Source organism: Micromonospora sp. RTBAU3-60 (assembly GCF_054963695.1).
Genome location: NZ_JBUEGB010000062.1, coordinates 20,063 through 41,264, shown reverse-complemented (window position 1 = coordinate 41,264; position 21,202 = coordinate 20,063). Strand labels below are relative to the sequence as shown.

Annotated in this window: 23 protein-coding genes; 17 read left to right on the top strand and 6 right to left on the bottom strand. The window is 73.8% G+C overall.

The window, feature by feature from the left end; translation table 11 throughout:
• From ACY34I_RS32855 to prcA, 3 genes are all read left to right on the top strand, one after another.
• A partial coding sequence (locus ACY34I_RS32855; protein WP_462759065.1) for an RNA-guided endonuclease InsQ/TnpB family protein occupies positions 1 to 362 on the top strand: 362 nt, incomplete at its 5' end.
• A 139-nt stretch (positions 363 to 501) separates the two neighbouring features.
• Positions 502 to 1,341 carry a proteasome subunit beta gene (gene prcB, locus ACY34I_RS32850; protein ID WP_462759064.1) on the top strand — a complete coding sequence of 280 codons (840 nt, stop codon included), beginning with the start codon at positions 502 to 504 and terminating at the stop codon, positions 1,339 to 1,341.
• Between the two features lie 61 nt (positions 1,342 to 1,402).
• Complete coding sequence (prcA, locus tag ACY34I_RS32845; protein WP_462759063.1) at positions 1,403 to 2,236, top strand: proteasome subunit alpha; 834 nt, start codon at positions 1,403 to 1,405, stop codon at positions 2,234 to 2,236.
• 207 nt (positions 2,237 to 2,443) lie between these two features.
• Here prcA and rfbB read toward each other — a convergent pair whose 3' ends face one another.
• On the bottom strand, positions 2,444 to 3,421 hold the full coding sequence (gene rfbB, locus ACY34I_RS32840; RefSeq protein WP_462759062.1) for a dTDP-glucose 4,6-dehydratase: 978 nt from the start codon (positions 3,419 to 3,421) through the stop codon (positions 2,444 to 2,446).
• Between the two features lie 127 nt (positions 3,422 to 3,548).
• Between rfbB and pafA the strand changes: the two genes are divergently transcribed.
• On the top strand, positions 3,549 to 4,907 hold the full coding sequence (gene pafA, locus ACY34I_RS32835) for a Pup--protein ligase (RefSeq protein WP_073836760.1): 1,359 nt from the start codon (positions 3,549 to 3,551) through the stop codon (positions 4,905 to 4,907).
• Positions 4,908 to 4,970: 63 nt separating this feature from the next.
• Positions 4,971 to 5,165, top strand: a complete 195-nt coding sequence (locus tag ACY34I_RS32830; protein WP_148799604.1) for a hypothetical protein — start codon at positions 4,971 to 4,973, stop codon at positions 5,163 to 5,165.
• A gap of 80 nt (positions 5,166 to 5,245) precedes the next feature.
• On the opposite strand, the gene ACY34I_RS32825 is transcribed toward ACY34I_RS32830, so the two are convergent.
• Positions 5,246 to 6,175, bottom strand: coding sequence for a hypothetical protein (locus ACY34I_RS32825; protein WP_462759061.1), 930 nt, complete (start codon positions 6,173 to 6,175; stop codon positions 5,246 to 5,248).
• Positions 6,176 to 6,469: 294 nt separating this feature from the next.
• On the opposite strand from ACY34I_RS32825, the gene ACY34I_RS32820 reads away from it, so the two are divergent.
• Positions 6,470 to 7,018 carry a carboxymuconolactone decarboxylase family protein gene (locus tag ACY34I_RS32820; protein ID WP_462759060.1) on the top strand — a complete coding sequence of 183 codons (549 nt, stop codon included), beginning with the start codon at positions 6,470 to 6,472 and terminating at the stop codon, positions 7,016 to 7,018.
• Between the two features lie 27 nt (positions 7,019 to 7,045).
• Here the strand turns inward: ACY34I_RS32820 and ACY34I_RS32815 are convergent, their stop codons facing one another.
• Positions 7,046 to 8,131 (bottom strand): DUF3866 family protein, encoded by a 1,086-nt coding sequence (locus ACY34I_RS32815; protein WP_462759059.1) that lies wholly within the window; start codon positions 8,129 to 8,131, stop codon positions 7,046 to 7,048.
• 60 nt (positions 8,132 to 8,191) lie between these two features.
• Positions 8,192 to 9,196: a cation diffusion facilitator family transporter gene (locus ACY34I_RS32810; protein ID WP_462759058.1), complete on the bottom strand. Its 1,005-nt coding sequence runs from the start codon at positions 9,194 to 9,196 to the stop codon at positions 8,192 to 8,194.
• A 137-nt stretch (positions 9,197 to 9,333) separates the two neighbouring features.
• On the opposite strand from ACY34I_RS32810, the gene ACY34I_RS32805 reads away from it, so the two are divergent.
• The 11 genes from ACY34I_RS32805 to ACY34I_RS32755 all read left to right on the top strand — a co-directional run bounded on the left by ACY34I_RS32805 (position 9,334) and on the right by ACY34I_RS32755 (position 19,455).
• On the top strand, positions 9,334 to 10,332 hold the full coding sequence (locus ACY34I_RS32805) for a helix-turn-helix transcriptional regulator (protein ID WP_148799594.1): 999 nt from the start codon (positions 9,334 to 9,336) through the stop codon (positions 10,330 to 10,332).
• Positions 10,329 to 11,336, top strand: coding sequence for a helix-turn-helix transcriptional regulator (locus ACY34I_RS32800; protein WP_148799592.1), 1,008 nt, complete (start codon positions 10,329 to 10,331; stop codon positions 11,334 to 11,336). The genes ACY34I_RS32805 and ACY34I_RS32800 overlap by 4 nt, the downstream gene beginning before the upstream one ends.
• Positions 11,337 to 11,346: 10 nt before the next feature.
• Complete coding sequence (locus tag ACY34I_RS32795; protein ID WP_462759057.1) at positions 11,347 to 11,595, top strand: hypothetical protein; 249 nt, start codon at positions 11,347 to 11,349, stop codon at positions 11,593 to 11,595.
• 217 nt (positions 11,596 to 11,812) lie between these two features.
• The gene (gene tatA, locus ACY34I_RS32790; RefSeq protein WP_462759056.1) at positions 11,813 to 12,121 is read left to right on the top strand and encodes a Sec-independent protein translocase subunit TatA; all 309 of its coding nucleotides are present in this window, start codon (positions 11,813 to 11,815) and stop codon (positions 12,119 to 12,121) included.
• 15 nt (positions 12,122 to 12,136) lie between these two features.
• Complete coding sequence (gene tatC, locus ACY34I_RS32785) at positions 12,137 to 13,087, top strand: twin-arginine translocase subunit TatC (protein WP_462759055.1); 951 nt, start codon at positions 12,137 to 12,139, stop codon at positions 13,085 to 13,087.
• Positions 13,088 to 13,231: 144 nt separating this feature from the next.
• Positions 13,232 to 13,627, top strand: a complete 396-nt coding sequence (locus ACY34I_RS32780) for a hypothetical protein (RefSeq protein ID WP_462759054.1) — start codon at positions 13,232 to 13,234, stop codon at positions 13,625 to 13,627.
• A 281-nt stretch (positions 13,628 to 13,908) separates the two neighbouring features.
• On the top strand, positions 13,909 to 14,286 hold the full coding sequence (locus ACY34I_RS32775) for an SCP2 sterol-binding domain-containing protein (RefSeq protein ID WP_462759053.1): 378 nt from the start codon (positions 13,909 to 13,911) through the stop codon (positions 14,284 to 14,286).
• On the top strand, positions 14,283 to 16,334 hold the full coding sequence (locus tag ACY34I_RS32770) for an amylo-alpha-1,6-glucosidase (RefSeq protein ID WP_462759052.1): 2,052 nt from the start codon (positions 14,283 to 14,285) through the stop codon (positions 16,332 to 16,334). Before ACY34I_RS32775 ends, ACY34I_RS32770 begins: the two co-directional genes overlap by 4 nt.
• A 128-nt stretch (positions 16,335 to 16,462) precedes the next feature.
• The gene (locus ACY34I_RS32765; RefSeq protein ID WP_462759051.1) at positions 16,463 to 17,167 is read left to right on the top strand and encodes a hypothetical protein; all 705 of its coding nucleotides are present in this window, start codon (positions 16,463 to 16,465) and stop codon (positions 17,165 to 17,167) included.
• Positions 17,168 to 17,368: 201 nt separating this feature from the next.
• The gene (locus ACY34I_RS32760; RefSeq protein WP_462759050.1) at positions 17,369 to 18,412 is read left to right on the top strand and encodes a zinc-dependent alcohol dehydrogenase family protein; all 1,044 of its coding nucleotides are present in this window, start codon (positions 17,369 to 17,371) and stop codon (positions 18,410 to 18,412) included.
• Positions 18,413 to 18,528: 116 nt separating this feature from the next.
• The gene (locus ACY34I_RS32755) at positions 18,529 to 19,455 is read left to right on the top strand and encodes a diacylglycerol kinase (RefSeq protein WP_462759049.1); all 927 of its coding nucleotides are present in this window, start codon (positions 18,529 to 18,531) and stop codon (positions 19,453 to 19,455) included.
• On the opposite strand, the gene ACY34I_RS32750 is transcribed toward ACY34I_RS32755, so the two are convergent.
• Both ACY34I_RS32750 and ACY34I_RS32745 read right to left on the bottom strand, forming a co-directional pair.
• Positions 19,418 to 20,374 carry an EamA family transporter gene (locus ACY34I_RS32750; RefSeq protein WP_462759048.1) on the bottom strand — a complete coding sequence of 319 codons (957 nt, stop codon included), beginning with the start codon at positions 20,372 to 20,374 and terminating at the stop codon, positions 19,418 to 19,420. The genes ACY34I_RS32755 and ACY34I_RS32750 overlap by 38 nt on opposite strands.
• Before the next feature lie 28 nt (positions 20,375 to 20,402).
• Positions 20,403 to 21,173, bottom strand: coding sequence for an HAD family hydrolase (locus ACY34I_RS32745; RefSeq protein ID WP_462759066.1), 771 nt, complete (start codon positions 21,171 to 21,173; stop codon positions 20,403 to 20,405).
• Positions 21,174 to 21,202: the final 29 nt, after the last annotated feature.

The following is a 21,202-nucleotide window of genomic DNA, read 5'->3' as shown; positions in this document are numbered from 1 at the left end:
CCGAGGCCGAACGCACCGGCCGCGGCATCGCCCTGGAAAACCTCACGGGCATCCGCGACCGGGTCCGGCTCCGACGGCCCCAGCGGGTCACACTGCACTCGTGGGCGTTCCACCAGCTCGGCCAGTTCATCGCCTACAAAGCAGCCCGGGCCGGGGTGGCGCTCGTTCATGTGGACCCGGCGTACACCTCGCAGGGCTGCTCCACCTGCGGGCACATCGCCAAAGCCAACCGCCCCAACCAATCCACCTTCCGATGCACGTCATGCGGCTTCGCTGAGCACGCCGACGTGAACGCAGCCCGCAACATCGCCACCCGCGGTGCCGCGGACTGGGCAGCCGCCAGCCTGCCAAACGCGGCGTGACCCGTGCAGCCAGCATGGCATCCACAGCCGCAACCTCGGCCCTTCAGGGCCGAGAAGCTGACCTGCAACGGTGGTCTTGGCCAGCTCTGCGACAATCTGCGAAGCTGGCCAGGGCGATCAATTACCTGAGAGGAACCACGTGGCAGCGGGCTTCGATCCATCCGGGCGTCTATCAGATGTGTTCACCAACGCGGGGACGTCCTCCTTCACAGCGTTCCTGAGCAAGGTGGCCCCCGAGATGCTGCCCGGCCGGCGGCCGCTGCCGCCCGGCATGGCCGCCGACATGGCGCCGCACGCGACGACCATCGTGGCCATCTCGGCCGCCGGTGGCGTGGTGATGGCCGGCGACCGGCGCGCCACGATGGGCAACCTGATCGCCCAGCGGGACATCGAGAAGGTGCACCCGGCCGACGCGTACTCGCTGGTCGGCATCGCGGGCACCGCGGGCATCGGCATCGAGCTGATGCGACTGTTCCAGGTGGAGCTCGAGCACTACGAGAAGATCGAGGGCGCGATGCTCTCGCTCGACGGCAAGGCCAACCGGCTGGCGTCGATGATCCGGGGCAACCTGGGCGCGGCGATGCAGGGGCTCGCGGTGATCCCGCTGTTCGCCGGCTTCGACCTGGCGGCCAGCGACCCGGCCCGGGCCGGCCGGATCTTCAGCTTCGACGTGACCGGCGGTCCGTACGAGGAGACCGGCTACGACGCGATCGGATCCGGCTCACTGTTCGCCAAGTCGGCGTTGAAGAAGCGGTTCCGGGCGGGACTGTCGATCGACGACGCGGTGCGGCTCGCCGTCGAGGCGCTCTACGACGCGGCGGACGACGACACCGCCACCGGTGGCCCGGACCTGACCCGTCGGATCTACCCGGTGGTGATGACCGCGACGGCGGAGGGCACGCACCGGCTCACCGAGGCCGAGACGGCGGCGATCGCGGAGAGCGTCGTGGCCGGCCGGATGGAGAACCCGGGCGGCTGATCCCGCTCCCACCTCACCCGTCAGCAGTCCGCAGCACAGCGCCCGAAGGAGAACCGCCGCCGTGGCCATGCAGTTCTACGCCTCGCCCGAGCAGATCATGCGCGACCGCTCCGAGCTGGCCCGCAAGGGCATCGCCCGGGGCCGGAGCGCGGTGGTCCTGAGCTACGAGGGCGGGGTGCTCTTCGTCGCGGAGAACCTGTCCAGCACCTTGCACAAGGTCAGCGAGATCTACGACCGGATCGGTTTCGCGGCGGTGGGCCGGTACAACGAGTTCGAGAACCTGCGCCGGGCCGGGGTGCGGATGGCCGACCTGAACGGCCTGAGCTACGACCGGCGGGACGTGACCGGCCTGGGCTTGGCCAACGCGTACGCGCAGACGCTGGGTGCCATCTTCACGGAGCAGTCGAAGCCGTTCGAGGTGGAGATCTGCGTGGCGGAGGTGGGTGCCACGCCGGACGACGATGCGCTCTACCGGGTGACGTACGACGGTTCGGTCAACGACGAGCCGGGCCGGATGGCGATGGGCGGCCAGGCCGAGGCGATCACCGGGGTGCTGAAGAACGAGCACCGGCCGGAGATGTCGCTGTCGGAGGCGCTCCGGGCCGCGGTGAAGGCGCTGGGCAGCGTCGGCGGGGAGGGCGGGGCGGCCCGTGCCATCGCCGCCAACCAGCTGGAGGTGGCGGTGCTGGACCGCCGCCGGGTGGGGCGGACGTTCCGGCGGGTGGCCGGGGCGGCGCTGACCGCGTTGCTGGAAGGGGATGCGAGCGCGGACACCGCGCCGGCGCCGGGGCGGGCGCAGACCCCGACGGTGCCCACCGAGGAGGCGAAGAAGCCGACTACGTCGGCCGGTTCGGCGGACCTGGAGGGTCAGCAGGACGAGCAGTCCGGGCAGTGACGGCCGGGCCGGCGGGTGCGCCGGCCCGTACCCGTTGGCCTGGCGCGGGTCCGGTGGGGAGCCGGGGAGGCCGGCCGGCTCGCGCGGCCGCGCCGACTGCCGGGCCTGTCGTGGCGGCGCCAGCCCCGGCCCTGGGACCGGACGGACCCTGTGCGGCGAGGCGGCGGCGGGGTCTTGGTGGACGTGGGGGCCTGGCGGTGCGCCGGGTCAGCGGTGTGGCTTGAGGGGTTGCCACCAGGCGCGGTTGGCCCGGTACCAGTCGACGGTCTCGGCCAGCCCGAGGTCGAGGTCGACGGTGGGTGCCCAGCCGAGTTCGCGGCGGGTGGTGGTGCAGTCCAGCGAGTAGCGTCGGTCGTGGCCCCGGCGGTCGGCGACCGGTCGGACGCGGTCCCAGCCGGCGTCGCAGGCGGCGAGGAGGCGGCCGGTGAGGTCCCGGTTGGTCAGTTCGGCGCCGCTGCCGAGGTGGTAGACGCCGCCGGCCCGGCCGTGGGTCTGGGCCAGTGCGATGCCGTGGCAGTGGTCGTCGACGTGCAGCCAGTCGCGGACGTTGCCGCCGTCGCCGTACAGCGGCAGGTCGTGCCCGTCGAGCAGGTTGGTGACGAACAGCGGCACGATCTTCTCGGGGTACTGGTAGGGGCCGTAGGTGTTGGCGCCGCGGGTGATGACCACGTCGAGGCCGTGGGTGCGGTGGTAGGCGAGGGCGAGCAGGTCGGCGCCGGCCTTGCTGGCCGAGTAGGGGGAGTTGGGCCGCAGCGGCGCCTGCTCGGTCCAGGAGCCGGTGTCGATGGACCCGTACACCTCGTCGGTGGAGACCTGCACGAACCGGCCGACGCCGTGGCGCAGGGCGGCGTCGAGCAGGATCTGGGTGCCGACCACGTTGGTGGTGACGAAGGCGGCGGCGTCGGCGATGGAGCGGTCGACGTGGGATTCGGCGGCGAAGTGCACGATCACGTCGTGGCCGGGGACGGTGGTGTCGACGAGGGCGGCGTCGCGGATGTCACCGCGGACGATCCGCAGCCGGGGGTCGGCGCGGACCGGGTCGAGGGCGGCCTCGGTGGCCGCGTAGGTCCAGGCGTCGAGGACGGTGAGGGTGTCCACCGGCAGGTCCGGTTCGGTGCCGGTGAGCAGTCGCCGGACGTACGCCGATCCGATGAAGCCGGCGCCGCCGGTGACCAGGATTCTCACGGGTGGGACCGTACCGGTGCCGGGATTCGCCTGCGGCGGGATGCCGTGGACCGCGGTGGGCGGGCGCCGCGGAGATGGCTGGGTTGAGCGCTGCCCAATTGGGGCCTCGGGCGGCTAATGTCACCTCATGGAGCGGCGAATCTTCGGCCTCGAGACCGAGTACGGCGTCACCTGCACCTATCGCGGGCAGCGCCGGCTGTCCCCCGACGAGGTCGCGCGATACCTGTTCCGGCGGGTGGTGTCGTGGGGCCGGTCGAGCAACGTGTTCCTGCGCAACGGGGCCCGCCTCTACCTGGATGTGGGCTCGCACCCGGAGTACGCGACGCCGGAGTGCGACTCGGTGACCGATCTGGTGGCCCACGACCGGGCGGGGGAGCGGATCTTGGAGGGGCTGCTCGTCGACGCGGAGAAGCGGCTGCACGACGAGGGCATCGCGGGTGAGATCTACCTGTTCAAGAACAACACCGACTCGGCCGGCAACTCGTACGGGTGCCACGAGAACTATCTGGTCTCCCGGCACGGCGAGTTCGGCCGGCTCGCCGACGTGCTGATCCCGTTCCTGGTCACCCGGCAGTTGATCTGCGGGGCGGGGAAGGTGCTGCAGACGCCGCGCGGGGCGGTCTACTGCCTGTCGCAGCGGGCCGAGCACATCTGGGAGGGCGTCTCCTCGGCGACCACCCGGAGCCGGCCGATCATCAACACCCGGGACGAGCCGCACGCGGACGCGGAGCGGTACCGGCGCCTGCACGTGATCGTCGGCGACTCGAACATGAACGAGGTGACCACGCTGCTGAAGGTGGGCACCGCCGACATCGTGCTGCGGATGATCGAGGCCGGGGTGGTGATGCGGGACCTGACGCTGGAGAACCCGATCCGGGCGATCCGGGAGGTGTCGCACGACATCACCGGCCGGCGCAAGGTGCGGCTGGCCTCGGGCAAGGAGGTCTCCGCGCTGGAGATCCAGCAGGAATACCTGGCGAAGGCGACGGAGTTCGTGGAGCGCCGGGGTGGGGACCAGACCGCGAAGCGGGTGGTGGATCTCTGGGCGCGGGTGCTGCGGGCGGTGGAGACCGGGGACCTGGACCCGGTGGCCCGGGAGATCGACTGGGTGACGAAGCTGCGCCTGATCGAGCGGTACCAGCGCAAGCACGACCTGCCGCTGTCGCACCCGCGGGTGGCGCAGATGGATCTGGCGTACCACGACCTGCGGCGCGGGCGGGGCCTGTACGGGCTGCTGGAGCGGCGCGGCGAGGTGGATCGGGTGGCCACCGACCCGGAGATCTTCGAGGCGAAGGAGACGCCGCCGCAGACCACCCGGGCGCGGCTGCGGGGTGAGTTCATCCGGCACGCGCAGGAGAAGCGGCGGGACTTCACCGTCGACTGGGTGCACCTGAAGCTGAACGACCAGGCGCAGCGGACGGTGCTGTGCAAGGACCCGTTCCGGGCGTACGACGAGCGGGTGGAGCGGCTGATCGCGAGCATGTGAGGCGCAGCGGCGGCCGGTGCCCATGGGCACCGGCCGCCGGCTCACGGGTACGCTGGCGTCGCGATGAACACTTCCGAACCCTCCGGCCGCGAGCGTGGCGCCGAGAAGCTCAACTGGATCGACCGACGCCGGGAGAAGATCCGCGCCGAGATCGAGCGGAACCGCCGCGGCGAGCACAAGGTGCCGACCTGGGTGTTGGGGGCGGTGCTGGTGCTGATCGTGGTCGGCTGGTTGGCGTTCATCTTCCTGGCCGGTTGAGCCGCGCGGGCGGCCCACGCCGCCCGCGGGTGCGGCCCACGCGGGCGCCGTTCGGACGGCGCCGCTCCCGGGCGGCCGGGTCAGTTGTACGGCATGCTGGGGAACCAGCCGATGCCGAAGCGGGCGGGCAGCCGCACGTCCCAGTAGACGATGGTGAAGATGCCCAGGGCGACGAGCAGCGCGCCGGTCACCACGGCGGCGCGGCGGGGGTCGGCCATCCAGCGTAGGAAGCGTCCCCGGCTGACCACCACGACGACCGCGAAGATCAGCGTGACGAGCAGGATGTTGCCCAGCGACTGCAGGGTGAAGGCGAGCGCCCCGTAGAGCGGGTTGCCGGTGTCGACGGCCCAGTGGAACAGCTTGTTGAACATCGGGTAGGGGCGCCCGATGAGGAATCCGCCGACGAGGGCGCCCATGGTCACCACCCGGCCGACCGGGCGGTGGGCGAAGACGTCGGGGAGCAGGCCGAGCGCGGCGAGCCCGAGGTAGGTCAGCGCCAGGCCGATCACGCCGAACACGACGGACGACTGGATGAGGCGGACCGGGACCCCGCCGACCATGTCGGTGGAGAGCTGGGGCAGCCGGTCGCCGAGCAGGACGCCGATGGCGCCGTAGCTGGCCGAGACCGCGATCATGCCGAGGGCGAGCCAGCCGACGGGGCGGAGCAGGGACCGCAGCGGTGCCCGGCCGGTGTCGGCGCCGGACGCCTGGCTCATCGGGCCGACCGAGGCGGCCATGGCGATGTTGCAGGCGGTGAAGGTGCCGGCGAAGCCGGAGACGAACGCGAAGAGCAGTCCGGCGGCGGTGCCGGTGAGCGCGGTCGCCTTGGCGTCGTGGCCGAGCACGGTGTTCGCGACGTTGTCGCCGATGACCTTGTCGACCAGCTCGAACGACCACAGGACGGCGAGCAGGACGCCGGCTGCCGCGCCGAGCAGGGCGATCCGGAGCCGGCCTCCGGGGCGGGGAGCCGGGGTGACGTGCTGGCGTTCGGGGAGCTGTCGCAGGGACATGGCGCCTCGCATTCCGCTACGGGGGCCGCGCCGTCCCGCGGTGAGGGGCGGGGGACGCCGGGGCGGTGTGGCCGGGGTCGGATACCTGCACAGGATGGGGGCGACCGGGCCGCCCCAGCCTCTTCGACCGTGCGCTCTTCGCCGCTGGTCGGCGGGTGGGCGGTCGGTGGCGGACCGGCCGGCGCCGCGGACAGCGCACGGGGGAAGTTGCCGCCCGACCGGGGGGCCTGGCAGGTTGCCGGATGGACCGGGTTCGCGGTCGGCCACGGCCGCCGGGGGTGGGGAGGCGACGTCATGGCACACATCGATCTTGGCCTGGACGAGAAGGCGCATCCGGGCATCAACGGGCCGATGCGGTTCCGTCCCGAGACCGCGAAGCCGCTCAACGCGCTCGCCGAGCAGCTGCTGCGCGCCCCGCACCCCACGCTGACGCCCGGCGAACGGGAGCTCATCGCCGCCTACGTGTCCGCCCTGAACGAGTGCACGTTCTGCTGTTCGTCGCACTCGGCGTTCGCCGCCGCCCAACTGCCCGCCGGGATGCCGCTGGTGGAGCAGGTGCGCCGGGACCCGGCCACCGCGGCGGTGAGCGGGAAGCTGCGGGCGTTGCTGCGGATCGCCGCGGCGGTGCAGCGCAGCGGCCGGGAGGTCACCGCCGAGCTGGTCGACGCGGCCCGAGCGGCGGGCGCCACCGACCTGGAGATCCACGACGCGGTGCTGATCGCCGCGGCGTTCTGCATGTACAACCGGTACGTCGACGGCCTGGGCACCTGGGCGCCACCGGACCCGGCGGCCTACGCGCGGTCCGCCGAGCACATCGTGGCGCACGGCTACGGCGCGAGCTGACCGCCGATCCGCCGCCGGCCGGGCGGCTCAGCCGAGCAGGCGGGCCGCGTGCCGGCCGGCGGCGGCCGCGGCCAGGAAGTAGGCGTGGTCGGCGTCCAGTCCGCGGCCCATGGTCGACAGGGCGACGGGGCTGGCCCGCAGGGCCGCGTCGAGCCCGCCGGTGGGCACGGTGACGATCCGGTGCCGCTCCGCGAGCGGGGCGAGGGCCGCCGCCACCTCGGCGGCCAGGCCCGGGTCGAGGCCGTCCGGCACGACCAGCTCCGCGGGGGCGAGGGCCACCCGACCGTACGCGGTGAGGCTGTGATGGGAGACGCCGCGGTGCCGGGGGCGCGGGTCGGCGTCGGAGATGCGCAACGAGCCGACGGCCCGGCCGCCGAGGGTGGCGACCGCGTTGACCGCCTCGCCGACGGCTACCCCGGAGAAGCCCCAGCGGGTGCCGGTGCCCAGGTTGCCCGGCCCCTGGGCGACGATCGCGAGGTCGGCGCGCAGCACGTGCCGGGCGGCGAGCAGGCCGCTGTGCAGGGTGCTGGCCTCCAGGTCGCCGCCGAACGCCTGACCGACGCTGACCGTGCCGGCGAGGTGGTCGGCGAGCCCGGCGAGGGTGCGGGAGAACCAGGCCGGCAGGGCTCCACCGTCGGTGAGCAGGTAGGCCACCCGGGCGTGCGGGGCGTCGGCGTGCACGCCGGCGAGGATGGCCGGCAGGGCGGAGTGCAGGTCGGCGGTGACCACCGGCATCCCGTCGATGCTGTCGGCGGCGGCCAGCAGCGCGTGGTGCGGAGAGGCCTCCTCGTCGACGCCGAGCAGGATCGGTTGCAGCGGGGTGTAGCGGGCCTTGACCAGGTGGCCGGCGTCGCGGGTGTCGGCGACCTGCGGCGGGTCGGCGGGGAGCCGGTCGGGCAGGGCGACGACCAGGGCGTACCCGCCGGTGCCGAGGCCCATCAGCAGCGCGCCGGCGTTGAGCAGCACCCGGTCGCCGGGTTCCGGGTCGCCGACCAGCGCCGGGTAGGCCAGGGCGCGCATCCGGCCGCCGTCGGGCAGGTCGACGTCGAGTTCCGTCGCGCCGGCCCACCTCCGTCGTACCGCCGTGACCGTGCCGGACCGCCATCGCACCATGCCGGGAACGCTATCGGCCGCCGCCGGGGCGGGGCGCGTCCGGGTGGCCCGGCGCGCGGCTCAGAACGTGTCGTTCTGCTGGTCCAGCGGCCGGCCGCCCTCGTTCTGGGTACGCCGGGCCCGTCCACGGTCGGTGCCGGGCATCGACCGGGTGGGGTCGAGGAAGACGTACCCGATCTCCGGGTAGTGCTCGGTCAGCCGCCGCTCGGCCTCGTCGGCGGCGGCCTCGATGTCGGCGCCGGTGGCGTCGTTGTGGAAGTCGACCTTGGCGGCGACCAGGATGTCGTCCGGGCCGAGCACCATGGTCATCAGCGTGTCGACCCGGTCCACCGTGGGCAGCGACGCCAGCTCGTGCTCGATCTTCCGGTGCACGCGCTCCGACACGGCACGGCCCACCAGCAGCGAGATGTTGCTCCGGGCCAGGATGGCGGCGACGATCAGCAGGAGCACGCCGATCAGGATCGAGGCGATCCCGTCGTAGAGTTCCTCGCCGGTGAGCTGGGACAGCCCGAGGCCGACGCCGGCGATGACCAGGCCGATGAGGGCGGCGGTGTCCTCCATGAAGACGGCCTTGACGGTGGTGTCGGCGGTCAGCCGCAGGTAGCGGCCCGGGGTGGCCCGCCAGCGGCGGGACTCGCGACGGATCTGCCGGAGCGCCCGGCCCAGGGAGACCGACTCCACCGCGAAGGAGACCACCAGCACGACGTACGACGACAGGTAGTTGCCGGTGTGCTCGTGCACGAGGATGGTGGTGACGCCGTGGGTGATGGCGAAGCCGGCGCCCACCACGAAGGTGAACAGCGCGGCGAGGAACGCCCAGACGTAGCTCTCCTTGCCGTACCCGAACGGATGCCGGGTGTCGGCGGGCCGGGCCCCGCGGCGCAGCGCCTGGAAGAGCAGCACCTCGGTGGTGGTGTCGGCGACCGAGTGGGCGGCCTCGGAGAGCATCGCCGCCGAGCCGGAGATCAGGCCGGCGACCAGCTTGGCGGCGGCGATGGAGAGGTTCGCCACGCCGGCCACGACGACGGTGCCGACGCTCTCGCGCTTGACTTCCGCTTCCGCCATGCGCTCACCATATGGCCGGCGCAGGTCCTCCGCCGGTCGAGCGGGACTGCCCGCCGCGGGCCGCTGCTGCGGGTCTTCCCGCGCGTCGCGCCCGCGCGGGTGCACGTCCACGACGCGTGGGCTGCTAGCGTTCACACGTGTCCCGGACCCGCACCGAACGCCTGGTCAACCTGGTGATCTGCCTGCTGTCGACGCGACGGTTCCTCACCGCCGCCCAGATCGCCGCGACCGTGCCCGGCTACGAGCACGATCCGGACGACGCCAAGGACCACGAGGCGTTCCAGCGCAAGTTCGAGCGGGACAAGGCCGAGCTGCGGGAGCTGGGGGTGCCGCTGGAGACGGGCACGGCCAGCGTCTTCGACGCCGAGCCCGGCTACCGGATCGCCCCCCGGGAGTACGCGCTGCCCGACATCCCGCTGGAACCGGACGAGGCCGCCGCCGTCGGCATCGCGGCGCGCCTGTGGCAGCACGCCGGCCTGGCCGCCGCCGCCTCGTCGGGGCTGGCGAAGCTGCGCGCCGCCGGCATCGACGTGGACCCGCAGGCCACCCTGGGGCTGGAGCCGATGGTCACGGTCGACCCGGCGTTCGCCCCGCTGACCGCCGCCGCCCGTGACCGGCGGGAGGTCAACTTCGACTACCGGGTGCCGGACCGGGACGCCCCGACCCGCCGCCGGCTGCAGCCGTGGGGGGTGGTCTGCTGGCGCGGCCGGTGGTATGTGGTCGGCCACGACCTGGACCGGGCGGCGACCCGTTGCTTCCGGCTGTCGCGGGTGGTGGGCGCGGTCCGGGTGACCGGCCAGCCCGGGGCGTACGAGCCGCCCGCCGGCGTGGACCTGATCAGCCACGTGGCCCGTTGGTCGGGGCCGGTGGAGCGGACCGGCCGGGCCACCGTGCTGGTCGCCCCGGGGCGGGCGGCCGGGCTGCGCCGCTGGGCGGTGGAGTGCACCTCCGGGCCGGACGGCGACCGGCTGGTCCTGCCGTACGCGGACGCCGACAACCTGGCCGGCCAGGTTGTCGGCTACGGCCCGGACGCGCGGGTGCTGGAGCCGCCGGAGGTCCGCGACGCGGTCATCCAGCGGTTGAAGGAGATCGCCGCCCGGCACGACGAGCTGGCGGTGGCCGGGGGTGCCCGGTGACCCGCCCGGCGGCCCGGGGTGGCCGCGCCTCGGCGGACCGGCTCGCCCGACTGCTCAACCTGGTGCCCTACCTGCTCGCCCGCCCGGGCATCGAGATCGCCGAGGCGGCCGAGGACCTGGGGGTGACCGAGCGGCAGCTCCGCGAGGACCTGGAGCTGCTCTGGGTGTGCGGGCTGCCCGGTTACGGCCCGGGCGACCTGATCGACATGGCGTTCGACGGCGACCGGGTGACCATCACCTACGACGCCGGCATCGACCGGCCGCTGCGGCTCACCCCGGACGAGGCGCTCGCCCTGGTGGTGGCGCTGCGGATGCTCGCCGAGACGCCCGGGGTGGCCAACCGGGAGGCCGTGGAACGGGCCCTCGCCAAGATCGAGAGCGCCGCCGGGGACCTGGCCGGCGCGCCGGTGGAGGTGCGGCTGCCCGGCGACACCGCCCGCGTGCGCGAGCTGCGGGCCGCCGTGGAGCGGGGCCGGGCGCTGCGGATCACCTACTACACCGCCGCTCGGGACGAGACCACCGAGCGGACCATCGACCCGCTGCGGATGCTGATGGTCGGCGGCCGGGCGTACGTGGAGGCGTGGTGCCGCCGCGCCGAGGCGGTCCGGCTGTTCCGCGCCGACCGGATCGACGCGGTCACCGAGCTGGACGAGGCGGCGGTGGTCCCGCCACAGGCCCGCCCGCACGACCTCAGCGACGGGGTGTTCCGCCCCTCGGCCGACCTGCCGCTGATCACTCTGCGGATCGGTCGGGGCGAGCGGTGGATCACCGAGTACTACCCGTGCGAGCGGGTCGAGGCCGACGGCGAGCAGTGGCTGGTGTCGCTGCGGGTCACCGACCTGGGCTGGGCGCGACGGTTCGTGCTCGGGCTCGGCCCGGACGTCACCGTGGTCGCCCCGGCCGAGCTGGCCGAGCAGGTCCGCGCCCAGGCCGTCGCCGCGCTCGACGCGTACGCGACACCGGTGGATCGCGCCGACCCGGCGGTGGCCGGCCGCACCCAGTAGGCTGACCGCCGTGGTGACGTGGATCGTGCTCGGGGTCGTGCTGTTCCCGCTGCTCGTGTTGGCCCTCGCGGTCCGGCCGGTGCTGGCGCGGCTGCCCCGGCTGCGCCGGGCGGCGGTGGCCCTGCAGCGTCGCCAGGCCGAGGCGGAGGAGCTGCAGACCGCCGCTGAGGAGCTCCAGGGGCGCGCCGAGGGCCTCCAGGAGCGGCTGACCGTCACCCAGGAACGACTGGCGTTGATCAAGGCCAGGCGCGGCAAGTGATCGACAGCGGTTGGCGCCGAGGGCGTTAGCTGCGCGGTCTGTGGCGGTTACGCGCACAATCGTGCCGCCGCAGGTGGTTGACGGGACACTTCGGGTTGGTCGAGACTTCACCGACCGGGCCCGCATTGGCAGGCCCGGCAGGGTGGCAACCACCTTCGACGCACGTACGATGGGCTGCGACCACCCCTGACCGACAATTGAGCGACTGGAGCTTCCCATGGGTGCCCTCAAGCCGTGGCACATCGCCGTACTCGTGGTCGTGCTGATCCTGCTGTTCGGCGCGAAGCGGCTCCCCGACGCGGCCCGCTCGCTGGGCCGCTCGCTGCGGATCATCAAGGCCGAGACGAAGAGCCTGCACGACGACGACCGTGACCTGGCCGAGAAGGCCGACGCGCAGACCGGCTACCAGCCGCTCCCGCCGAACACGGCCCAGCAGCAGTACGCGCCGCAGCAGCCCCCGCAGCAGCAGTACGCGCCGCAGCCGCAGCAGCCGGTCGACCCGGTGCAGCGCGTCCGCGACAACTGACCGGAGGGCCCGACCGTGGCCTTCGGGTTGAAGAAGCGCGGCCCGAGCAACTTCGAGCGGGCCTCGGACGGCTCCATGACGCTCATGGAGCACATCCGTGAGCTGCGTACCCGCCTGTTCCGCGCGTCGCTGGCGATCGTCAGCGGCCTGATCGTTGGGTTCTGGCTCGCCCAGCCGGCGTTCAACCTCCTCAAGCAGCCGTACTGCCGGCTCCCCGGGGCGATTGTCGACGGCAAGTGCCAGCAGTTCCTCCAGCTGTCGCCGGCGGACGGGTTCATCCTGAAGCTGAAGCTGGCGCTGTGGATCGGTCTCATCATCGGGGCGCCGGTCTGGCTCTACCAGCTGTGGGCGTTCATCGCCCCGGGTCTGCACCGGCACGAACGCAAGTGGGCGTACGTCTTCGTGTCGATCGCCGCGCCGCTGTTCGCCGCCGGAGCCGTGCTGGCCTACTTCGTGGTGGACAAGGGTCTGGCCTTCCTGATGGAGTCCGGGGTGACCGGGCTGTCCACCCAGCTGGAGGTGACGCGGTACATCTCGTTCGTCACGAACATGATCCTGCTGTTCGGGGTGGCGTTCGAGTTCCCGCTGATCCTGCTCATGCTCAACTTCACCGGGGTGGCGAGCGCGCGGCGCCTGCTGGGCTGGTGGCGAGTGGTGATCTTCGTGTCGTTCGCGTTCGCGGCGATCGCCACGCCCGACCCGGGTCCGTTCGGCATGACGCTGCTGGCCGCCGCGCTCTGCCTGCTCTACTTCGTCGCCGTCGGGGTGGCCTTCCTCAACGACAGGCGGCGCGGGCGGGGCCGGGAGACGTATGCGGGAGTCGCCGACGACGAGGTGTCGCCGCTGGACCTGTCCACCGAGCCGGTCGAGGCCGGAGCGCGGGTCGAGGCGTCCGCCCCGATCGGGGCGCCCGAGCCGATCGCCGCGCCGGCGCCGATCGAGCGCCGCTACGACGACATGACCTGACCGGGTCGCTCGGAGCACGTACCCCGGAACGCCGCCCCCTACTTGGGGGCGGCGTTCCGCGTAGCAGGCCAGCAGGCGCGCGCCCGCGCCGACGGCGGCAACCGGGTATCCGGGGCGGCCGGGGGTGGGCGGATACTGGCCGCCATGATCGACGACCGCCCGCCGCGCCGCCCCGACGTCGCCTCGGCGCTGCGTTTCCTGACCGAGCTGGTCGCGTGGGTCGCCACGCCGTGGGCGCTCGCCCCACATTCGGCCGCGCTGGCGGTCGCCTCGGTGCTGGTGCTGATCGGCTTGCCCACCGTCCTGGCCACCCCAGGGGACAAGAAGCACGTGGTCGTTCCGGTGCCCGGGTTGGTCACCATCGGGCTGGTGATGCTGCACGTGGTCGCCGCCGTGGTCTCGGCCTGGTTCGCCTGGCCGCGGCCGGCCGCCGCGGCGGTGACCGCGTTGGCCCTGGCCACCGTCGCCACCGAGCTGCCCCGCTGGCGCCGGCTCGCCCCGCTCGGCCGGGACGGCCGGCCGTCCCGGCGATCCGCGTAGCCGGCGGCGCGCCTCCCCGGCCCCGGTGGGGCGAGGGACCGCGTCAGCGGACGGCACCCCCGGGCGGCGCCGGCACGGCGTTCTCGTGCCCGATCGCGGCGACCCGCCACGGCGGCCCGCACCGCACCGCAGTTTCCGGCGATCCGGGCGTCCGCGCCGGACCTCGGCGATAGTCTGAGGCGGCGCCGGAGCAGGATCCGGTCGCGTCCGTCGTCGCCGCCCACGGGTCGCGCCACTCGCCGGGCCGCCCGGCGCGACGGCCCTCTGCTGGGAGGCGTGCGGTGTCCGATCCGATCGAGGCGTACTTCGCGCAGCTCGCCCATCGGGCCCCGGACCGGCTGCTCCGCCGCACCACCGGCACGATCCGGATCGAGCTGGAAAGGCCCGGCCAGGTCGACGTCTGGTATGTGACCATCGTCGGCGGCCAGGTCGCGGTGAGCCGCGAGCGGCGGGACGCCGACACGGTGATCCGTACCGACCCGGAGTTCTTTGCCCGGATGGCCCGTGGCGAGGCGAAGCCGCTCACCGGGTGGCTGCGCAACGACCTCATCGCCGAGGGGCGGTTCCGCTTCCTGATGCTGCTGGAGCAGCTCTTCCCCGCGCCGCCCGGGGCGCGCCACCCGCGAGCCCTGGCAGGCGGACGTGGGGAGCCTCGATGAAGTCGGACCTGGTACGCGTCCTGGACGGCAACATCTTCGTGGTCAGCGACGACAGCGGCGACATCGAGGCGACGGTCGGCAACCCGTCCGGATTCTTCGACTTCGACACCCGTTTCCTGTCGCTGTGGCGGCTCACCCTCGACGGCGACCGGCTGCATGCACTCTCCATGGCCGAGCGGGACCACGTCACGTTGCGGTTCTTCCTCGTGCCGGGCGCTCCGACCCACTACGTGGATGCCAAGTCCTCGGTGATCCGGGAACGCTCCATCACCGCTGGGTTGCTCGAGGAGCGGCTGACCGTGCTCAACCACGACCGTGAGCCGGTGGACTTCACCGTACGACTCGACGTGGCGAGCGACTTCGCGCCGATCCGGGCGATCGAGCAGGAGCGCACCCCGGTGGGACGGTTCTACCAGCGGGTCGAGGACGGTCGCCTGCGCCTCGGCTACGTGCGCGATCGGTATCAACGCGAGACCCTGGTCTGGAGCAGTGAGCCGGCGCGCATCGACGAGCGCGGGCTGACCTACACGGTGCGGGTGGCTCCCAAGCAGGGCTGGACGACCACCCTGCGGGCGCAGTCGCTGGTGCTGCGCCCCGACGGCCGGGACATCCGGGAGCAGTTGGATCGGCGCCCCCGGCGCAGCGCCGCCGAGCGGCAGCAGGACCTGGCGGTGTGGCTGGACCGGGCGCCCCAGCTCAGCTGCGACTGGAACGCGCTGACCGAGGTCTACCGGCGCAGCCTGGTGGACCTGGCGTCGCTGCGCTACTCGCCCCTGACCCTGCCGGACCGGTCGATGCCCAACGCCGGCCTGCCCTGGGGCGCCACCATCACCGGCCGGGACAGCCTCCTGACCAGCTTCGAGGCACTGCCGGTGGCTTCGGAGCTGGCCGACGCGACGCTGCGGATGCTCGGCATCGACCAGGGCACCGTGCTCGACGACTTCCGCGACGAGGAGCCCGGCAAGATCCTCCGCGAGTTCCGCTACAGCGAAATGGCGGCCTTCGAGGAACGTCCGGAGTCCCCGTACTACGGCAGCGCCGACACCACGCCGCTCTACGTGATCCTGCTCGACGAGTACGAGCGGTGGACCAGCGACTCGGGGCTCGTGCTGGAGGCCGAGCAGGAAACCCGCGCGGCGCTGGAGTGGATCGACGAGTACGGCGATATCCTCGGCGACGGCTACGTCCGGTACCAGCGGCGCAACGAGCAGACCGGGCTGCGGAACCAGGGCTGGAAGGACTCACCGGAGGCGATCTGCTACGCCGACGGACGGCTGGCCGGGCCGCCCGTGGCCACCTGCGAGCTGCAGGGGTACGCGTACGACGCGAAGCTGCGCGGGGCCCGGCTGGCCCGGGAGATCTGGGGCGACCCGGCGTATGCCGAGCGGCTGGAGCGGGAGGCGGCCGCCCTGCGGGAGCGCTTCGACCGGGACTTCTGGATCGCCGACCGGGGCTACTACGCGCTCGCCCTGGACGGCGACGGTCGGCAGGTCGACGCGTTGGCGTCCAACATGGGCCACCTGCTGTGGAGCGGGATCGTGCCGCCGGAGCGGGCCGAGCAGGTCGCCCACCACCTGCTCGGCCCGCGGCTCTTCTCCGGCTGGGGCGTGCGCACCCTCGCCGAGGGGCAGGCGCGGTACAACCCGCTCGGCTATCACCTCGGCGCGGTGTGGCCGTTCGACAACGCGTTGATCGCCTGGGGGCTGCGCCGGTACGGGCTGGTCGAGGAGGCCGGCCGGATCGCCGAGGCGTTGGTCGACGCGTCCCGGTACTTCCACGGCCGGCTGCCGGAGGCGTTCGCCGGCTATCCCCGCGACCTGACCCGCTACCCGGTGTGCTACCCGACCGCGAACAGTCCGGCGGCGATGGCGACCGGTGCGATCTTCCTGCTGCTGCGCGCCCTGCTCGGGCTCGAGCCGTCCGGGGAGCACCTGCTGATGGCGCCGTCGGTGCCGCCCCGGTTCGGCCGGGTGGAACTGCTCGACGTTCCCGGACGGTGGGGTCGGATCGACGTGATCGGCATCGGGCTGGCCGGCCCCCGGGCCTGACCGCCCTGCCGCACCGGGCCCCGCCGACCCACATACACTCACCTGACTTCGCCGTGGCTTCCCGGGCGCGGCCCGGGCGTCTCGGTGTCCGTTCTGGTCAGTCCGCTGGCCTGCGCCCCGGAGAGACGATGAAGATCCGTACCGCCGCCGTCGTGGTCGCCGCGATCGCCGCCACCGCCGCCCTCACCGCCTGCGGGGACGACGACGCCGCCCCGAGGGGCGTCGAGGTCGCGGTCACCGCCACCGACACCAGTTGCGAGATCACCGCGACCAGCTTCGCCCCGGGCGCGACCACCTTCCTGGTGACCAACCGGGGGGCCCAGACCACCGAGGTGTACGTCTACGGCCGGCAGGGCGACGCCTTCACCAAGGCGGTCGGTGAGGTGAAGGACGTCTCGTCGGGGCTCACCCGGGAGCTGCGGGCCAACCTCTCCGTCGGGTTCTACGAGCTGGCCTGCAAGCCGGGCCAGAAGGGCGACGGCATACGTACCAGGATCACCGTCACCGACGACGCGACCTGGGTGAACGCCGGCGTGGAGCCGACGTACGACCGGGAGGTCCGGATCGAGGTGACGACGAAGGCCGTCACGGGCGCCGACGGGCTGTTCGCCGAACCCGGCGCGAAGCTCCAGTTCAAGGTGGAGAACAAGACGCCGGTGGCGCGGACGCTGGAGATCCTCGACCCGTCCGGGAAGCAGGTCGCCGGGGTCACCGCGGACCCGAACGGCGGTGCGGCCGAGACGATCGTGTCGCTCGCCGACGCGGGGGACTGGACGCTGAAGATCGGTGGCCCGGGCGTCGAGCCGGTGACCAAGCGGCTCAGCGTCCGCTGACGCCCGTCCACCGGTACCGGGCGGGGTGGTCCGGGCCGGGATCCGCGGCGATCGGGCGGCGGCGGTGAGGCCGGCCACGCGCGTGCCGTGCCGGTTGGCGGCGTCCCGGCGGCGCGTCTAGCGTTCGCCCCGGGGCGGTTCGCCCCGCCGCCGACCGCAGCCGGCCGGTCCCACGCTCGCCCCATCGGGAGGACACCGCCCATGCGCGCCACCGTGATACACGGCCCGAACGACATCCGGGTGGAGGAGGTGCCGGACGCCGCCGTCCGTACCCCCACCGACGCCGTCGTCCGCGTCGTGCTCGCCTGCATCTGCGGCAGCGACCTGTGGGCGTACCGGGGCGTGGCCGCGCGGCAGCCCGGGCAGCGGATCGGGCACGAGTTCCTCGGCGTGGTCGAGGCCACCGGCGCCGAGGTGAGCTCGGTGCGGGTGGGTGACCTCGTGGTGGCCCCGTTCGTCTGGTCCGACGGCGTCTGCGACTTCTGCCGCGAGGGCCTGCACACCTCGTGCCCGCACGGCGGCTTCTGGGGTTCGCCGGGCTCCGACGGCGGGCAGGGGGAGGCGGTCCGCGTCCCGTACGCCGATGGCACCCTGGTGAAGCTGCCCGCCGAGGCGGTCGGCGACGAGCGGCTGCTCACCGCGATGCTGGCCCTGTCCGACGTCATGTCCACCGGTCACCACGCCGCGCTGGCCGCCCGGGTCCGCCCGGGCGCGGCGGTCGCCGTCGTCGGTGACGGCGCGGTCGGCCTGTGCGGGGTGCTCGCCGCGAAGCGGCTCGGCGCCGAGCAGATCATCGCGCTGGGCCGGCACCCCGCCCGCACCGACATCGCGCGGCTGTTCGGCGCCACCGACGTGGTCGCCGAGCGGGGCGACGCGGCGGTCGCCGCCGTCCGGGAGCTGACCAAGGGACAGGGCGCGCACGCCGTGCTGGAGGCGGTGGGCACGGAGCAGTCGATGCGTACGGCGATCTCAATCGCCCGCGACGGCGGCACGGTCGGCTACGTCGGCGTCCCACACGGCGGCAGCGCGGGCGTCGACATCGGCCAGATGTTCAACCGCAACGTGGCCCTCGCCGGCGGCGTGGCACCGGCCCGGGCGTACCTGCCGGAGCTGCTCGCGGACGTGCTCGACGGCACCATCGACCCGTCCCCGGTCTTCGACCGGTCGGTGACCCTCGACGGGGTGCCGGACGGCTACCGGGCGATGGATGAGCGCACCGCGCTGAAGGTGCGCATCACCTTCTGACTGCCGGTGTAGTGCGCGCGGCACTGTGGACGCCGATTTCACCGCCACCCGACCCCCCCACGAGCCGCCAACGGGCGGCTGTCTCCCCTGGTGAGTGGGGCGGGTCGTGCCGTACGGTGCTCGCCGTGACCGCGCACGATCTTGTTCCGCCCGGCCCCGTCGCCGTGCTTGCCAACCCGAGCGCCGGCCGGGGGCGGCATCGTGGCCTGCTGCCCCGGCTGGTGGACCGGCTGGCGGGCGCGGGCCGGCCGGTCCGGCTGCTGGAGGCGGGCACCCCGGAGGAGGCGGAGGCGGCCTGCCACGCCGCGGTCACCGACGGCGCCGCCGCCCTGGTGGCGGTCGGCGGGGACGGCACGGTTCACCGGGCGTTGCAGGCCGTCGCCGGTACGGCGGTGCCGTTCGGCCCGGTCCCCGCCGGCACGGGCAACGACTTCGCCGCCGACACCGGGTTCCCCACCGACCCGGTTGCGGCCGTCGAGGTGATCGTCGAGGCGTTGCGGGACGGCCGGACCCACCCCGTCGACCTGGCCCGGCTGACCGCCGCCGACGGCGCCGTCTGCTGGTACGGGGCGGTGCTGGCGGCCGGCTTCGACGCGATCGTCAACGAGCGGGCCAACCGGATGCGCTGGCCGCGCGGCCCCCGCCGCTACGACCTGGCAATCCTGGTCGAGCTGGCCCGGCTGCGGCCGCGCCGCTACCGACTGCGCCTCGACGGCGAGGAGCACGAGGTGGACGGGGTGCTCGTCGCGGTCGGCAACTGCGCCAGCTACGGCGGCGGGATGCGGATCTGCCCGGCCGCCGACCCGACGGACGGGCTGCTGGACGTGGTGGTCGGCGGACGGTTCGACCGGCGCACCCTGATCCGGGTCAAGCCCCGCATCTACCAAGGCACCCACGTCGACCACCCGCTCGTGCGCAGCTACCGGGCCCGCACCGTGGAGCTGGACGCGGCCGGCATCACCACGTACGTGGACGGGGAGCGGGCGTTCGACCTGCCGGTGCGGATCAGCGCGGTGCCGGCGGCGGTGCGGCTGCTTCGCTGACCGGGTCGCCGGGGGTGACCTCGGCGGGCGCGGTGGCCGGGCTGCCGGCCCGGACCGCGCCGACGCTGGCGGCGATGACCAGGCCGATCGCGAGGACCTCCAGCGGGTGCAGCTGCTGGTCGAGGACCAGCCAGCCGGCCAGCGCGGCGATCGCCGGCCCCAGGCTCATCAGCACCGCGAAGGTCGCGGTGGGCAACCGCCGCAGCGCCAGCAGCTCCAGGGTGTACGGCAGCACCGAGGCGAGCACCGCCAGCCCGGTGCCGAGCCCCAGCACCGCCGGGTGCCACAGCCGGCTGCCCGACCCGACGAGCCCGATCGGCAGGGTGACCAGGGCCGCCACCGCCAACGCCAGGGCGAGCCCGTCGGCGCGGGGGAATCGCCCGCCCACCCGTGCCGAGCAGACGATGTATGCCGCCCACATCGTGCCCGCGGCCAGCGCCAGCCCCGCGCCCACCGGGTCCAGCCGCGCGAAGCCGCCCTGTCCGAGCAGGGCCACCCCGGCCAGGGCCAGCCCGGCCCACCACCAAGCGGCCCGCCGGCGGGCGGTGAGTACGGACAGCGCCAGCGGCCCGAGCACCTCCAGCGTGACCGCCGGCCCCAGCGGGATCCGCGCGATGGCCTGGTAGAAGATCGAGTTCATCCCGGCCAGGGCCAGTCCGAAGGCGACCACGGCGATCCAGTCGGCGCGGCCGTGCCCGCGCAGCCGCGGTCGGCACCCGGCCAGCATCAGCAGCGCGCCGATGCCCAGCCGCAGGGTCACCGCCCCGGCCACCCCGGTGTGCGGGAAGAGCAGCGCGGCGACCGCCGACCCGAACTGCACCGACAGCGCCCCGCCGAGCACCAGGCCGACCCCGCCCAGCTGGCCGCCGTCGAGCCGGCGGCTGTTCACCGGGACGTTGAGCCGGCGCGGTCCGGGCATCCCTGCCGCGTCCCCGGGCTTGGGTGGATCATGCCTCGGTGGGCAGGGCGAGGTCGAGGACGGCGCCGAGCCCGTTGGGGGCGCCGGCGTCGGCGCAGGGCAGCACCAGTACGGCGCAGCCGGCCCGCACGGCCCCCGCGTCGGCGGGAGTGTCGCCCACCATCAGCGCCCGCTCCGGGTCGACGCCGAGCATCCCGCACGCCCGCCAGAAGATGCCCGGGTCCGGCTTGCAGCGCCCCACCTCGTACGACAGGGCGTACGCGTCGATCAGCCCGTCCAGCTTCCAGGCGGCGAAGAGCGGCCGGAGGTCGAAGCCGATGTTGCTGACCACCGCCACCTTCACCCCGGCGGCCCGCAGCGCGGTCAGCACCGCCTCGGTGTCCGGGTACGGCACCCAGCCGTCGGGGATCAGCAGCCGCTCGTAGAGCGCGTCGGCGAACCCCTCGATGCCGGCGTCGACCGTCTCGGCGAGCCCGGTGTACGCGCCCCGGTGGGCGTGCGGGTAGAGATCACGGTCGGCCCACAGCTCGGCGAGCCCGGGCGGTACCCGGGCCGGAAGCGGGCCGCCGGCCCGGCCGGCGGTCAGCAGCCGGTCGGCCAGCGCGGTGGCCCGGACCCGGTCCAGCTCCACCCCGCACGCCGCCGCCGCGGCCAGCACCCACTCGCGCGGCTCCTCGACCTGCGCGAGCGTGCCGTGGAAGTCGAAGAGCACCGCCTCCACGGGCCGACGGGACGTGCTCGGGCGGACGACGTCGTCGGCGCCGCTCGAGGCTTGGGGCGGTTCGGCATGGTCCGGCACGTCGTGCACCCTACCGACCCGCACCGACC

Bases quoted from the DNA above. Each gene is read 5' to 3' on its own strand.
- ACY34I_RS32810 (WP_462759058.1), bottom strand. From the start codon at position 9,196: ATGGCGGAAGCGGAAGTCAAGCGCGAGAGCGTCGGCACCGTCGTCGTG.
- ACY34I_RS32770 (WP_462759052.1), top strand. From the start codon at position 14,283: ATGAAGTCGGACCTGGTACGCGTCCTGGACGGCAACATCTTCGTGGTC.
- ACY34I_RS32750 (WP_462759048.1), bottom strand. From the start codon at position 20,374: ATGCCCGGACCGCGCCGGCTCAACGTCCCGGTGAACAGCCGCCGGCTC.
- tatA (WP_462759056.1), top strand. From the start codon at position 11,813: ATGGGTGCCCTCAAGCCGTGGCACATCGCCGTACTCGTGGTCGTGCTG.
- pafA (WP_073836760.1), top strand. From the start codon at position 3,549: ATGGAGCGGCGAATCTTCGGCCTCGAGACCGAGTACGGCGTCACCTGC.
- ACY34I_RS32820 (WP_462759060.1), top strand. From the start codon at position 6,470: ATGGCACACATCGATCTTGGCCTGGACGAGAAGGCGCATCCGGGCATC.
- ACY34I_RS32780 (WP_462759054.1), top strand. From the start codon at position 13,232: ATGATCGACGACCGCCCGCCGCGCCGCCCCGACGTCGCCTCGGCGCTG.
- ACY34I_RS32760 (WP_462759050.1), top strand. From the start codon at position 17,369: ATGCGCGCCACCGTGATACACGGCCCGAACGACATCCGGGTGGAGGAG.
- ACY34I_RS32765 (WP_462759051.1), top strand. From the start codon at position 16,463: ATGAAGATCCGTACCGCCGCCGTCGTGGTCGCCGCGATCGCCGCCACC.
- ACY34I_RS32815 (WP_462759059.1), bottom strand. From the start codon at position 8,131: ATGGTGCGATGGCGGTCCGGCACGGTCACGGCGGTACGACGGAGGTGG.
- ACY34I_RS32830 (WP_148799604.1), top strand. From the start codon at position 4,971: ATGAACACTTCCGAACCCTCCGGCCGCGAGCGTGGCGCCGAGAAGCTC.
- ACY34I_RS32825 (WP_462759061.1), bottom strand. From the start codon at position 6,175: ATGTCCCTGCGACAGCTCCCCGAACGCCAGCACGTCACCCCGGCTCCC.